Annotated in this window: 12 protein-coding genes and 1 other RNA gene; 4 read left to right on the forward strand and 9 right to left on the reverse strand. The window is 58.6% G+C overall.

Translation table 11 applies throughout. The features are described 5' to 3' along the window. Positions 1-10: 10 nt before the first annotated feature. From HGT1_RS15110 to HGT1_RS15135, 6 genes are all read right to left on the reverse strand, one after another. Complete coding sequence (locus tag HGT1_RS15110) at positions 11-1,603, reverse strand: ABC transporter ATP-binding protein (RefSeq protein WP_176250774.1); 1,593 nt, start codon at positions 1,601-1,603, stop codon at positions 11-13. Next, entirely contained in the window at positions 1,600-1,899 is a 300-nt protein-coding gene (locus HGT1_RS15115) for a hypothetical protein (protein WP_176250775.1), read from the reverse strand. Before HGT1_RS15115 ends, HGT1_RS15110 begins: the two co-directional genes overlap by 4 nt. Next, positions 1,896-3,002 (reverse strand): ABC transporter permease, encoded by a 1,107-nt coding sequence (locus tag HGT1_RS15120; RefSeq protein ID WP_176250776.1) that lies wholly within the window; start codon positions 3,000-3,002, stop codon positions 1,896-1,898. Before HGT1_RS15120 ends, HGT1_RS15115 begins: the two co-directional genes overlap by 4 nt. A 4-nt stretch (positions 3,003-3,006) precedes the next feature. Beyond that, positions 3,007-4,095, reverse strand: a complete 1,089-nt coding sequence (locus tag HGT1_RS15125; protein WP_176250777.1) for a microcin C ABC transporter permease YejB — start codon at positions 4,093-4,095, stop codon at positions 3,007-3,009. Between the two features lie 9 nt (positions 4,096-4,104). Further along, a complete protein-coding gene (locus HGT1_RS15130; protein ID WP_255200219.1) occupies positions 4,105-5,949 on the reverse strand; it encodes an extracellular solute-binding protein in 1,845 nt (614 codons plus the stop codon). A 270-nt stretch (positions 5,950-6,219) separates the two neighbouring features. Then, the gene (locus HGT1_RS15135) at positions 6,220-6,729 is read right to left on the reverse strand and encodes a cytochrome c family protein (RefSeq protein ID WP_176250778.1); all 510 of its coding nucleotides are present in this window, start codon (positions 6,727-6,729) and stop codon (positions 6,220-6,222) included. A gap of 132 nt (positions 6,730-6,861) precedes the next feature. Between HGT1_RS15135 and HGT1_RS15140 the strand changes: the two genes are divergently transcribed. Beyond that, entirely contained in the window at positions 6,862-7,707 is an 846-nt protein-coding gene (locus HGT1_RS15140; RefSeq protein ID WP_176250779.1) for a prephenate dehydratase, read from the forward strand. Positions 7,708-7,746: 39 nt separating this feature from the next. On the opposite strand, the gene HGT1_RS15145 is transcribed toward HGT1_RS15140, so the two are convergent. Together HGT1_RS15145 and nudC are read right to left on the reverse strand one after the other, a co-directional pair. Further along, on the reverse strand, positions 7,747-8,214 hold the full coding sequence (locus HGT1_RS15145) for an SRPBCC family protein (RefSeq protein ID WP_176250780.1): 468 nt from the start codon (positions 8,212-8,214) through the stop codon (positions 7,747-7,749). 32 nt (positions 8,215-8,246) lie between these two features. Continuing rightward, positions 8,247-9,215, reverse strand: a complete 969-nt coding sequence (gene nudC / locus HGT1_RS15150) for an NAD(+) diphosphatase (RefSeq protein ID WP_176250781.1) — start codon at positions 9,213-9,215, stop codon at positions 8,247-8,249. Positions 9,216-9,426: 211 nt separating this feature from the next. Here nudC and HGT1_RS15155 point away from each other — a divergent pair, with 211 nt between their 5' ends. Further along, positions 9,427-11,220 carry a bifunctional UDP-sugar hydrolase/5'-nucleotidase gene (locus HGT1_RS15155; RefSeq protein ID WP_176250782.1) on the forward strand — a complete coding sequence of 598 codons (1,794 nt, stop codon included), beginning with the start codon at positions 9,427-9,429 and terminating at the stop codon, positions 11,218-11,220. A 37-nt stretch (positions 11,221-11,257) separates the two neighbouring features. Then, positions 11,258-11,355, forward strand: an RNA gene (gene ffs, locus HGT1_RS15160) — signal recognition particle sRNA small type. Between the two features lie 240 nt (positions 11,356-11,595). Here the strand turns inward: ffs and HGT1_RS15165 are convergent. Beyond that, complete coding sequence (locus HGT1_RS15165) at positions 11,596-12,432, reverse strand: neutral zinc metallopeptidase (RefSeq protein ID WP_176250783.1); 837 nt, start codon at positions 12,430-12,432, stop codon at positions 11,596-11,598. Between the two features lie 155 nt (positions 12,433-12,587). Here HGT1_RS15165 and HGT1_RS15170 point away from each other — a divergent pair, with 155 nt between their 5' ends. Then, positions 12,588-14,345 (forward strand): DNA polymerase III subunit gamma/tau, encoded by a 1,758-nt coding sequence (locus HGT1_RS15170; protein WP_176250784.1) that lies wholly within the window; start codon positions 12,588-12,590, stop codon positions 14,343-14,345. The last annotated feature ends 43 nt before the right edge of the window (positions 14,346-14,388 follow it).

The raw sequence follows: 14,388 nt of genomic DNA on the forward strand, positions 1-14,388 counted from the left end.
AGACCAAAGCTTAGGTCGCGGCCTGCAACAATTCGCGTGTGTATGGCGATGTCGGGTTATCGTACAGCACATCGACATCGCCGTATTCCACAACGTCACCACGTTTCATGACCAGCACCTTATGTGACATTGCACGCACGACTTTCAGGTCGTGGCTGATGAACAAATAGGCCAGCCCGTATTTGCGCTGAAGATTGCGCAGCAGGTCGACGATTTGCACCTGCACCGTCATATCCAACGCCGAGGTCGGTTCGTCCAACACCAACAAACGCGGGCGCAGCACCATGGCGCGCGCAATCGCGATCCGCTGGCGTTGCCCGCCGGAAAATTCATGGGGATAGCGGTCCATCGTTGCAGGGTCCAACCCCACCTCGACCATCACATCGCGCACCAGTTCGCGCTGGTTGCGGTCGGGGTCCACGTTATGAACGGTCAGGCCTTCTGCAATAATCTGCATACAGGTCATGCGCGGGGACAGGCTGCCAAACGGGTCCTGAAACACGATTTGCATGTCCTTGCGCAACCGCCGCAATTCCTGGGTCGACCAGTCGCGCACGTTTTGCCCCATATAGGTGATCCCACCCTCTGACGCGATCAGCCGCATGATACCCAGGGCCATTGTCGTTTTTCCAGACCCGGATTCACCAACGATCCCAATGGTTTCTCCAGCACGAACCGTCAGGCTTGCGTCATTCACGGCCTTTACATAATCGACCGTCTTGCGCAGAAATCCCTGCTTGATCGGGAACCAGACCTTCAGATGATCCGTGCTTGCAATGACCTCGGCATCCTCGGCCACAGGGTCAGGACGGCCCGATGGCTCTGCGCCCAGGAGTGTTTGGGTATAGGGATGCTGGGGATTGTCGAAGATTTCAGCCGTCGGGCCCTGCTCTACGATCTCGCCTTTTTGCATCACGCAAACGCGGTCGGCGATCCGGCGCACAATACCCAGATCGTGGGTAATGAACAAAAGGCCCATGCCTTCGCTGTCTTTCAGCTCTTTCAGCAGGTCCAGAATTTGCGCCTGAATGGTCACATCCAACGCCGTCGTAGGTTCATCCGCGATCAGCACGTCAGGTTTGTTTGCCAGCGCCATGGCGATCATCACGCGCTGGCGTTGCCCGCCTGACAGCTCGTGCGGATAGGCCCCCAAACGGCTTTCGGCGTCGTTGATCCCAACCTTTGCCAACAGCTCGAGGATACGCCCCCGCGCGGCAGCACCAACAACCCCCTGATGCAGCGCCAGTGATTCACCCAACTGCTTTTCAATCGTATGCAGCGGGTTCAGCGATGTCATCGGTTCCTGGAAAATAAAGCTGATGTCGTTGCCGCGCACCTTGCGCAACAGCTTGTCCCCTGCCCCGATCATCTGCTGCCCGTCATACAGAACGGAGCCGGACACCTCCGCGCTGTCGCCCAGCAAGGACACGGTGCTCAGCGCTGATACCGATTTACCGGACCCGGATTCCCCCACCAAGGCAACGGTTTCACCACGGTTCAGCGTGAAATTCACACCCCTGACCGCATGGGTTAACGCCCCCTCCTGACGGAAGGATACATTCAGGTCTTTGACTTCAAGCAAGGCGGAGGTTGGCTGGTTCATGGCACAAACTGTGTCACGGCATAGACACCCCACGCCGCCATCGGGGCACAGATCAGCCGAAGCCAGACTGGTGGCAATTTCATCAAGGCAACGCTCCAACATCCAAGAAGAAGAACAAGGGTACTGGGAAAGAACTGTGTTTCAAGAACCCTGAACAAGAAACCCACCGTGTCCCCCGGTGCCATAAAAATCGCGCGGCTTAACCACAGGGTAACGCCAACGGCGACAATCACCGAAATCGCGTAGATGATCGTGGCAAGGATATCGGGCGCAGAGCGGTGCGTTTCGGCACTCATGAAAACGTCTTTCTTGGGTCAAACGCATCGCGGATTCCTTCGAAGATGAAGATCAGCAATGACAACATGATAGCAAAGGTAAAGAACGCCGTAAAAGCCAGCCAGGGCGCTTGCAGGTTCTGTTTGGCCTGAAGGGTCAGCTCGCCCAGTGACGGGGCCGAGGACGGCAACCCAAAGCCCAGAAAATCGAGGATCGCCAGCGTGCTGATGGTGCCCGTGATGATAAACGGCAGCATTGTCAGTAGGGCCACCATTGCGTTGGGCAGCATATGGCGGAACATGATCGTCACGTTCCCCACCCCAAGCGCACGGGCGGCCCGCACATATTCAAGGTTGCGCGCGCGCAGGAATTCGGCACGCACCACGCCCACCAGTGATGTCCAACTGAACAGCACCAGCAGAAACACCAGCAGCCAGAAACTGCGCCCCAGAATGGCGAACATGATGATAATCACATAAAGCGACGGGGTTGAGGACCAGATTTCAATGACGCGCTGAAAGATCAGATCCGTCCAGCCCCCGAAAAACCCCTGAACCGCGCCGGCCATAATGCCGATCAGCGATGCAGCGCCGGTCACGATCAGGGTAAAGATGATCGACAGCCGGAAACCGTGGATCACCCGTGCCAGAACGTCACGTTTCGTCCCGTCGGTGCCCAGCAGGTTTTGCCGGTTGGGGGGCAAGGGTGCCGCACCGGGGCGGTCAACGGCAGTGTTGAACGAATAGGGAATCAGCGGCCAAACCGACCAGCCTTTTTCAATCGCGGCACCGTCAATCTGACCGTCTTGCGCGTCCTCGATCATGAGTTCCGGATCGTCGAAACAGGCGTCCATACCGCCTGTGGCGATCAGGCATTTCACCTCGGGGTCGCGGTACACGGCCTCGGTCTGGAAATCCCCGCCAAAGGCCGTTTCGGGATAGAACTTGAAAATCGGCATGAAATATTCGCCGCGATAGTTCACCAGGATCGGTTTGTCATTCGCCACAAATTCCGCAAACAGCGAGATGCCGAACAGGATCGCAAAAATCCAAAGGCTCCAGTACGCGCGGCGGTTGCGGGTAAAGTTGTGCCAACGGCGTTGGTTCAGGGGGGACAAGGCCATCAGATCAACCCTCGCGCCGTTCAAAGTCGATACGCGGATCGACCAGTACATACATCAAATCCGACAGAATGCCGACAACCAGACCGATCAGGCCAAAGATGAACAGCGTGCCAAACACGATCGGATAATCGCGCGCCACGGCGGCCTCGAACCCCAGTCGCCCCAGCCCATCAAGGCTGAATATCGTCTCGATAATCAGTGATCCGCCAAAGAACACACCGATGAACACCGCCGGAAAACCGGCGATCACAATCAGCATCGCGTTGCGGAAAACATGGCCGTAGAGCACCTTGCGTTCCGACAACCCCTTGGCCCGCGCCGTCATCACATATTGTTTTTTGATCTCGTCGAGAAAGCTGTTTTTGGTCAGCAGGGTCAGCGTCGCAAAAGCACTGATGGTCGAGGCCAGAACAGGCAAGGCAATGTGCCAGAAGTAATCGCCAACCTTGGCCAACGGGCTAAGCTGATCGAAATTATCCGACGTCAGTCCGCGCAGCGGAAAGACCTGCCAGTAAGAACCACCCGCAAACAACACCAGCAGCAAAATCGCGAACAGAAATCCGGGGATCGCATAAGCCGCGATAATCGCGCCGGATGTCCATGTATCAAAGGCCGTGCCGTCCTTGACCGCTTTGCGGATGCCCAGCGGGATCGACACCAGATAGGCGATCACCGTCGACCAAAGCCCCAGCGTGATCGACACCGGCAGCTTTTCCTTGATCAACTCGATCACACTGATCGACCGGAAATAGCTCTCTCCGAAATCAAAGCGCATGTAGTTCCACATCATGTTCAGGAACCGCTCGACCGGGGGCTTGTCGAAACCGAATTCTTTCTCAAGCTCTGCGATGAATTCGGGCGGCAGACCACGCGCCCCGACATAGTTTTCATTGGCTGTGGCCGCATCGGCATTGCCCGCATCATTGCCACTGCCCGAAAACCCTTCGAACACGTCACCGCCGCCTTGAATACGCGCGATCGCTTGTTCAACCGGGCCGCCGGGCACGAACTGCACCAGCGCAAAGTTGATCAACATGATCCCGATCAACGTCGGTATAATCAGCAAAAGCCGTCGAAGAATATAAGCGCCCATATGTGGCGTTTACCTCAGCGCACCGGCGGCACGCAAGGCCGCCGCTTTGTCGGCATTGTACCACCAGAAATCGAGGTATCCCAAGCCATAGGCGGGCTGGGTTTCGGGGTGTTCATACTGGTTGTAATAGGCGGTCCAGAAGCTGTCGTTGTACCAGGTCGGGATCATGATGAATTCGTGCCGCAAGGCGCGGTCCAACGCCATCATGCTGGCGTCTTCCTCTTCCTTGGTTTGTGCGGCCAATGACGCTTCGATGATCGCGTCAACCATCGGGCTGGCCAGACCGGCGGGGTTAAACAGGGAATAGCTGGCTGCCTCTGACCCGTAAAGCTGCGCCAATCCGGTGCCCGTGCCCAGGAACGGACGGTAGCCATCGAACACAAGATCATAGTCGCGATCGCGTTCGCGGGCCGTATATTGCGAACTGTCGACTTTCTCCAGAACCGCGTCGATGCCCATATTCGTCAGGTTCGACATAAAGTTTTCGATAACCGCAGACAGCGTGGCCGACCCCGACGAATTCAGCAAAAACGTCAGGCGCAGCGGCTTGCCGGTTGCGTCATAGCGTTTGCCATCGGTGCCCACGGCCCAACCGGCCTCGTCCAGCAGCTTCATCGCGCGGCGCAGATTGCGGCGGTCGAGCAGGCGGGACGGGTCCGACACATGCGGCACAACCGCGTCTTGGGTCAGCATTTCAGGCGCGATCACATCGCCAAGCCGCTCTAGCAGCGCCAGTTCCATGCCTTGGGGTTTGCCGGTGGCCATCAAGGGCGTGTCCTGGGTGAATGACGCGCGTGGCTTGAACAACCCGTATTGCAGGGATTCGTTGGTCCATTCAAAGTTGAAGCCCAATGCAACGGCCTCGCGGATACGCTTGTCTTTCAACACCTCGCGGCCAAGGTTGAAAATGATCCCCGAAGGCGTCGGGGGCGACCCGTCGGGGATGTCTTCCTTGACCACATATCCCGCATCGACCTTGGGGAAATCATAGGCAGACGCCCATTGTTTGGAATTTCCTTCGGTGCGGAACGTGTATTCACCGGCTTTAAACGCCTCGAAGGCAGAGTTTTCATCGCCGAAATACTCAACGCGAATCGTATCAAAGTTATTGCGGCCCACGTTGAACGGCAGATCGGCCCCCCAATAGTCGGGGTTGCGCTTGTAGACGATGCGCCGGTTCACATCGACCGTGTCGATCACATAAGGGCCGGACCCCGGCGATGTCATCAAACGGGATTCGTCCAGCCGCGCGCCGGATTCCTCGTACCATTTCTTGGACCACGCAGGCACGCCGCCCACCTGATCAATCAGGCTGCGGCGCGAAATGCCGGGGGTGAAATAGAATTTAACGGTATGGTCGTCGATCACCTCGACCTTGGGAATTCGCTGGCGCACAGCATCCGCATAGGATTTCAGCCCCTGATCCAGCAACAGGTTGTGGCTGAATGCGATGTCATGCGCCGTCACAGGGTCGCCAGTCGAAAACTTGGCATCCTTGCGCATGTGGAAAATCACCCAATCCTTGGTGTCGGGATATTCGAGGCTTTCACACAGCAGGCAATAGGCCTCTCCATAGACATCCGCAGGTGCGGCCTCGTTGCCCGTCCCCTCGCCCAGCAGGCTTTCAAACATGATGGTGCTTAACGCGCCGCCACGGCCCTTGCGGGAATAGGGGTTCATCGAATCAAACGTGCCCAATGTGGAAATCGAAATCTCGCCACCCTTGGGGGCATCGGGGTTCACATAATCGAAATGCGGATAATCCGCCGGATATTTCAGATCGCCGTAAAACGAATAGCCGTGACTGCGGATCATCTTGCCCTCTTGGGCATAGGCTGAAACGCTGACCAGCATCGCCCCCAAAGCCAGAAATGCCACCCAAAAGGCTTGCGAATATGTCTTGCGGGCGCGGGCAGACGCGATCATGCGGGCGCGGGCAATTGTCCGGGGCATCAGATTTTCCTTTGCAAAATTCTCGGGGTGGGCGGTTTAGACCCTTTTTCCAAGCTAACGGCCCAGAACGCCCGAATACAAGTTGCGAATATGTTATCTGGTTGAAATCTGACCCCCAAACGCAAAAGGCCGCCCAACAAGGGGCGGCCTTTGTGAAATCTGTGAGACGGCTTAGTTGTCCAGGCTGTCCAGATACGCAATCACGTTCGCGCGGTCTTCGATCTTGTTCAGACCGGCAAAGCCCATTGTTGTACCGGGCGCAAATGCCGCCGGCTTTGTCAGGAACGCGTTCAGGTTCTCTGGGGTCCAGACATCGGCCGCTTTTTCAAGGTTGCCGGAATAGGCTGAAAATCCTTCGGCGCTATCGACCGCGCGGCCAACAACATCGTACAGGTAGGGGCCCACGGCGTTTTCGCCTTTGCCCACTTTGTGACATGCGCCACATTTGCGGAAAACTTTTTCACCCGCGCCAACATCGGCAGAGGCCAGCACCGCCGAGAAATCAACGGCATCGTCGGCCGGGGCATCGCCGCCATCCGAGGCAACTTCAACAACGTATCCAGCCTCACCGTGTACTTCGTTGTGGTAAACCTCTTCGCTGGCAAACTTGCCAAGCAAAAGAACAAGCCAAGCGCCAAAAAGGCCGGCAGCTACTTTAGTGATCGTCATTGTATCGAACATGCGTGTAGGTCCATCGTTGGTATTCGGGCATTGCGTTGTCCGCGTATCTATTGCTTTCCCTCCCTCGGGGCAAGGTGTAGTTAGCGCGACGAAACGCCCACATTGGTAAAGGTCTTATAAAGGACGCGCAAAATGAGCCAAAAAAATGCACCTCGCATCGCTTTTCAGGGCGCTTTGGGCGCTTACAGCCACGAGGCATGCCTTCAATCGCGCCCTGACATGATTCCCGTGCCCTGCCTGACATTCGAAGATGTTTTTCACGCCGTGCGCGACGGTCGGGCCGATTTGGCCATGTTGCCTGTCGAAAACACGACCTACGGGCGGGTGGCCGATATTCACCGCTTGCTGCCCAAAAGCGGCCTGCACATCATCGATGAGGCTTTTGTACGGGTTCGCATCAGTCTGATGGCACGGCCCGGTGTCGCGCTCGAAGACATCAAACATGTGCGCGCGCATATGGTCTTGATCCCGCAGGCCCGCCGCTGGCTGGATGCCCATGGTATCGGATCGGAATCTGCAACTGACAGCGCAGGGGCCGCCCAGGAACTGGCCGCGTCAGGCGAACGTGACGTCGGCGTGCTGGCCAGCGAAGTCGCCGCAGATATTCACGGCCTCACTGTTCTGGCCCGCGACATCGAAGATCTGGACCATAACACCACCCGGTTCTTGTTGATGGCCCCTGAAATCGACACCACACGCCGCGCCGAGAAAATGCTGACGACATTCGTCTTCGAGGTCCGCAACATTCCTGCGGCCTTGTACAAGGCCATGGGCGGGTTTGCGACAAACGGTGTGAACATGACCAAGCTGGAAAGCTATATGGTCGGTGGATCTTTTACCGCGACGCAGTTTTATTCCGACATCGAAGGGCATCCCGAGGATCCGGCCGTACAGCGCGCTTTGGAAGAATTGGGCTATTTCACCAACATGCTGGAAATTCTGGGCGTCTATCCTGCCGATCCCGACAGACAGAGCTAACGACCCGGCAGAGCTAGCGAACGGCAGTATCAGCGGGCCTTATCTGGCCTGCTGATAGCGTTCTTCCATATCCTTGGCATATTCATTGACCCGCTCTTTGTACTTCTTGGTCAAAGACGTCTTGGCCAGCTTCAAGGATTGCACCAGCAGGCGCGCAGACAGGGTTTTCGGCTTGATCTCGAGCGTCGACACAATGCGCGTCCGGCTTCGCGACAGGGCCAGCAATTCGAAATACATGTCGCCCAGCAATCCGGGCGACTTTGATTCAAGACGCATTTGGGTAGGCTGCTCGAAGGTCACCATCTCGACCTCGATTTCGCGCCGTTTGCCGCGCATGTCAAAAGCCGCTTCCCACTTCATCCCGTTTCCGGGGGCGGTCATTTTGTCCACACGATGCACCTCGGCACCGCGCCGCATGGCCGCGCGTTCGAACGTGTCGAACTCGCACAACATGCCGAACACGGCATCAATGGGTGCCTCAATATCCTCTTTTGTCGAAAACTTCATGCTACCGCCCGATCATTTTGTGAATCATCGCCTCAATCCAGCGTATCTGCAAGCCAGTTTTCCACCAAGAAGTGGGCAATCGCCCCTTTCCGTAAGGGCAAGATCGTCCTGTGTCGCCCTGCAAATATGTCCATCATCTCTTCTCTGCTGACCCAAAGCGCGTCTTCGATTTCTTTCGGATCAATTTTAATTTCCCGACTTGTTGCATCACCGGCACAGCCAAACATAAGCGATGCGGGAAACGGCCAGGGCTGGCTCGCCAAATAGGTGACTTCGCCGACAGTCACACCGGATTCTTCGAACACCTCACGGCGCACAGCCGCTTCCAACGTCTCACCCGGTTCGACAAAACCGGCCAACAGCGAATACATCCCCGCGGGCCAGCCCGGCGACCGCCCCATCAGGACAGAATTGCCATGGGTAATCAGCATGATCACCACCGGATCGGTGCGCGGGAAATGCGCCCCGCGACATGCCGGGCAATTGCGCTGCCAGCCCGCATCATTGATCACGGTTTCAAACCCGCAGCGGGCGCAAAACCCGTGGCTGTCATGCCAGGATAGGATCGCCTTGCCCGTCGCGGCCAGCTCCGCATCGCGGGGGGCCAACCACGTCATCACCCGCCGCAATTCGACAAAAACATAGTCTTGCGGTAACATTGGATGGTGTTGCTCGCTTGGGTCCATAAACTGGCCCAGCTGTCGCGGATCAACGTCGTCGGGCATCCATTGCGAAAGATCATAGGCGAACCGCGCCGCGCCGTCTTCCCGACCCAGCAGGATCGGCGTCCCGCTTGCGTCCTCAAGCGCGGGGTGATCCAGCGGCAAACGCACAAGCGACGCCGGGCGCGTCGGATCAATCATGACCTTGCCCCGCCAAAACAGGATCGCACGTGCAGCATCATCCGCCTTCAGCGCCGCAACTGCGTCTTTGTCGCCCCGCACCTCGCCTGCGCGGTCCAGCGATGAACCCCCAAATGTAACCGTTTCCGCGTGCTTCATGTCGTTTCCCATTCCCTGTTTACCCACTGAGTAGTCAGCATCAGAGTCAAAGCCAAGCCTAGGCAAAATACATCAGGGTTAAAATTTCAATTAGCGCTGGAATGATATCTGGCTACTCTACCCTAACGAATCTCGGAGGCACCTTGGTACCTAGCGGACATCAGACGTTTGGAACGGATCGTTGTGCCCAGTTTGGCAGTGGGCACCATTCATGATGCGCATCACTGCAAAACTGCGCCTTCTTGCGACAACGGATCTGCATATGAACCTGCTCGGATTCGATTATGCCACTGACAGCCAAGCCCTTACCAACGGCATTGCGGGGATCAGCACGCTTGTCGCCAAGGCCCGCGCGATGGCCCAAGCAGGTGGGCGGGCTGTTGTTCTGCTGGACAATGGCGATTTTCTGCAAGGCACCGCGCTGGCCGACTGGCACAGCACGCGCCCGCCAACAAAGGACCACCCGATTATTCGCGCTTTTAACGCCATGCAATATGACGCAGTCGGCCTGGGCAACCATGATCTGGATTACGGCACCACCTATCTGGCCACTGCGATCAAGGGTCTGGATTCCCCGGCAATTTCAACGAACCTCGCGTGCGGCGCGCTTGCCGGCGTCAGAAAACACATCATGATCGCGCGGCAGGTCCGTACAACCCAAGGCACATCCGAAGGCACCGCAACCTTGAACATTGGCGTTGTGTCGGCACTGCCGATCGAGACGGCGATCTGGAACAAGCTTGAACTGCCCGATGACGCCACCATCCAGGATCCGTTAGACTCCATCGCCGATGCCGCCGCGCTGTTGCGCGCGCGCGGGGCGGATCTGGTCATTGCCCTTGCACATATGGGGATCGGCCCGTCGAAAACCGCTAACACCTGCGGAAACTCGGGCGCGGCGGTCTTGGCGCAATTGCCAGATATCGACGTGGTCATCGCGGGCCACACCCATCAGCGCCATCCGCAGGGTGATGCGGGCGAAACGGTCATCAGCACCGCCTGCCCGATCGTCATGCCCGGATATGCAGGGGCCGATCTGGGGGTTATCGACCTTGATCTGGAACGCGGTGCCGATGGCAAATGGCGGATCGCGCAACAGAGAACTGCCCTCTGGCCGAACACGAATACGGTCGCGGCAGATCGTACCATCACCAAGATCAGCGCCCCGGCCCACCACGCAACACGGGATTATCTGTCCGAAACCATCGCGGAGATTTCCCATGACCTGCACAGCTATTTCGGCATGGTCTGCCCCAGCGACGCCCATGCCCTTTCGGCGCGCGCCAAAGCGATCGAGGTCAGACAGGCGTTGGCGACCACCCCGTTTGGGCAGCTTCCCCTGCTGGCCACAGCGACCGCCCGTGCCGCCGGAGGACCAAACGGGCCGACGAATTACATTCACATCCCCAAAGGCCCGGTGTTGCGCAGACATCTGGCCAATTTCGCCCCCTCCACCAACCGGACCTGCGCCATGCTGGTGACCGGCGACACCCTTCGAAACTGGCTGGAGCACTCCGCATCTGTGTACCGCCAGATATCAACCGACGCGCCAGAACAACCCTTGCTGGATCACACCAACCCCAGCTTCATTTTCGATACGATCTATGGGCTGGACTACCGGATCGACCCGTCACGCCCGGTCGGGCAGCGGATCACGACCCTGCATCACGACAGCAAAGCGGTCACGCCGGACCAACGCTTTGTTCTTGCGACGAACCATTTCAGGGCCGCAGGCGGTGGCGGATATAGCGACCTGAACCTGTCCGCGCCGCTGTTTCAAAGTGACCTATCCCCGGTTCAGGGATTCGTGCAGGCGTTGCAGAGCGATGATCTGGCCGAATGGACGCACACCGCCCCGTGGCGACTGAACTGTTCGGGCCGGTGCAAGGCCGTGTTCGAATGCAGCCCGCTTGCCCTGCGCTATTTTGATCAGATCCGCACGCTTTCCCCCGAAATACTGGGCCACACCGAAACCGGATTCGACCGCGTCCAGATCACCTTGTGAACCTTGCACTTTGAAAAACACCGTACTATATGGACCTCGAGAGGTTGGTGCGGGCAGGTGCCTCGCCAACCCGGTCAGATCCGGAAGGAAGCAGCCGTAACGAGCCCCACTTGGGTCGTTATCAGCCTCTCACCTTAGCGTATTTTGCAAAGCAAGATGCGCGTCGCCCCGGCAGGGTCATCCAAAGGATGGCACGAGAGGGGCAATAGCCCCAAAAATTCCACGGCCCCCGTGATGCTAATGCGATGCTTTCGCCCTTTTCGGCCATCCGCAATTTCACGAGCGTACAGACGCCGGTTAAGTTACCCAAAGACAACTTAACCATCCATTTATAAACGCAACTCTTACCTTACAGCAAAGACCACAAGGGCGCGCTCACAGCCGTTCAGCCGCAAAGGTGTCGCATTGCCCGACCTGACCGCTGTCAAACCCGCGCTGGAACCACGACGATCTTTGCGCCGATGTGCCATGGGTAAAGGTATGCGGCTGCGGTGCGCGCCCGGCCTGCTTTTGCAGGTAATCATCGCCGATCTTGCGCGCCGCATTCAAGGCCTCGTCCAGATCGCCACGCTCCATCAAGCCTTTGACGTTTTTCGCCCAGATGCCCGAAAGACAATCGGCCATCAGCTCCAACCGGACGGTCAGGGCATTCGCCTCAGATGTTGAGGATTGCCGACGCAGCGCATCGACTTGCGGCAGGATACCCAACTGGTTTTGCACGTGATGTGCCACTTCATGGGCAATCACATAAGCCGCAGCGAAATCGCCGCCCGCCCCCATGCGCTGCGCCAGCATGTTGAAAAACTGCGTGTCCAGATACGCTTTTTCATCGGCAGGGCAGTAAAACGGCCCCGACGCGCCCGACGCACCCCCACACGCGCTTTGCGTTACGTTCGAGAAGACCACCAGCTTCGGCGGCACATAGTCGCGCCCCAGCTGATCGGGAAAGATATTGCCCCAGACGTCTTCGGTGGTTGCCAGAACCTGCGCCGAAAACTGCGTCGCCTGCGCATCTGCCTCAGTGACCTGTGTTCCCTGCTGGGTCTGTCCGCCGCCATTGAGCAAGGGCGACACGTCAATGCCGGTGAAATACCCGATCGCCAGAACCGCCAGCACGCCGACCAGCCCCAGACCACCCTTGCCACCGCCGCCGCCACCTCGACCGCCGCGCAGTTCAACATTCTTGCTTCGCCGTATCCCTCGCAGTCGCATCGCGTGCCCCCGGTCTAATATCCATTCAGTTGAGGTATGTTTAACCTTTAGCAGCCCCCCCGTTCAACGCCTAACACTGCCATGCCCAACAGCGGTGGACGCTGCCCTGCCCGCGCCCTATCTTGGGCCACAAACCGAATCCCCGAAGGATCCTCATGTCAGCACCCTCTGCCTACCGCGTTCTTGCCCGCAAATACCGGCCTGAGACCTTTACCGATCTTGTCGGACAGGATGCCATGGTGCGGACCCTGAAAAATGCTTTTGCCGCAGACCGCATTGCGCAGGCGTTTATCATGACCGGAATCAGGGGCACCGGCAAAACCACCACCGCGCGGATCATCGCCAAGGGAATGAACTGTATCGGGCCGGATGGTCAGGGCGGCCCGACCACCGAACCCTGCGGGGAATGCGAACATTGCGTGGCCATCATGGAAGGCCGCCATGTCGACGTGATGGAGATGGACGCCGCATCAAACACCGGTGTCGGCAATATCCGCGAGATTATCGATTCCGTGCATTACCGTGCGGCCTCGGCCCGGTACAAAGTCTACATCATCGATGAGGTGCACATGCTGTCGACAGGTGCGTTCAACGCCCTGCTGAAGACGCTTGAGGAACCGCCCGAACATGTGAAGTTCATCTTTGCGACCACGGAAATCCGCAAGGTGCCGGTCACGGTGCTATCGCGCTGCCAGCGCTTTGATTTGCGCCGGATCGAACCCGAGGTGATGATCGCCCTGATGCGAAAAATCGCAACCTCCGAAGGCGCGGAAATTGCCGATGACGCGCTGGCGCTGATCACCCGCGCCGCCGAAGGATCGGCCCGCGATGCGACCTCCCTGCTCGATCAGGCGATCAGCCACGGCGCAGGCGAAACCACCGCCGTTCAGGTGCGCGCGATGCTGGGGCTGGCCGACCGTGGCCGGGTCCTGGACCTGTTTGACATGATCCTGCGCGGCGATGCGGCGGGCGCGTTGAACGAACTCAGCAGCCAGTATTCGGACGGGGCCGACCCGATGGCGGTGCTGCGCGATCTGGCCGAGATCACCCATTGGGTGTCAGTCGTGAAAATCACCCCCGACGCCGCCGAAGACCCGACCGTGTCGCCCGAAGAACGCAACCGTGGCCTGACCATGGCCGACACCCTGCCGATGCGCGTGCTCACGCGGCTGTGGCAGATGCTGCTCAAGGCGCTGGACGAGGTCGCAAGCGCGCCCAACGCAATGATGGCGGCTGAAATGGCGGTGATCCGCCTGACCCATGTGGCCGACCTGCCAAGCCCCGAAGAACTGGTGCGCAAGCTTGGCAATGCAACACCGCCCCCCGCGGCCCCGCACGCACCCGCGCCAAACGGTGGCGGTGCTGGTGGCGGCGGCGGCGGTGGGACCGCGTCGGCGATGGCCGGGCAGCATGTGCAATCCGGCGGGTCCACCGGCGTCACCATGACCGCAACCGCCCCGGCGATCGATCAGGCGCTCGCGCGGTTTCCCAGCTTTGAACATGTGGTCGAACTGATCCGCACCTACCGTGATGTGAAACTGCTGGTCGAAGTCGAAAACACCGTGCGACTGGCCGCCTACCAACCCGGCCGCATCGAATTTGCACCCACCGATGATGCCCCACGAGATCTGGCGCAACGTCTGGGCACGCGCCTGCAACAATGGACGGGCAACCGCTGGGCGGTCATCATCGTCGGCAACAGTGATGCGAAAACCATCGCGGAGATCCGCGATGCCAAGGAAAACGCGCTGAAATCGCAGGCTGAAAACCATCCCTTGATGCAGGCCGTGATGGCGACCTTTCCAGGGGCGAAAATCCTGTCGATCCGCACCCCCGAAGACATCGCAGCCGCCGCCGTGTCCGAAGCCTTGCCCGAGGTCGAAGACGAATGGGATCCTTTCGAGGACGATTAGGCCCGACACCAAAGGGGCAGACAAGCCGCCCCTTGTCCCACGC

It is taken from the genome of Sulfitobacter sp. HGT1, assembly GCF_013282155.1.
Lineage (GTDB): Bacteria > Pseudomonadota > Alphaproteobacteria > Rhodobacterales > Rhodobacteraceae > Sulfitobacter.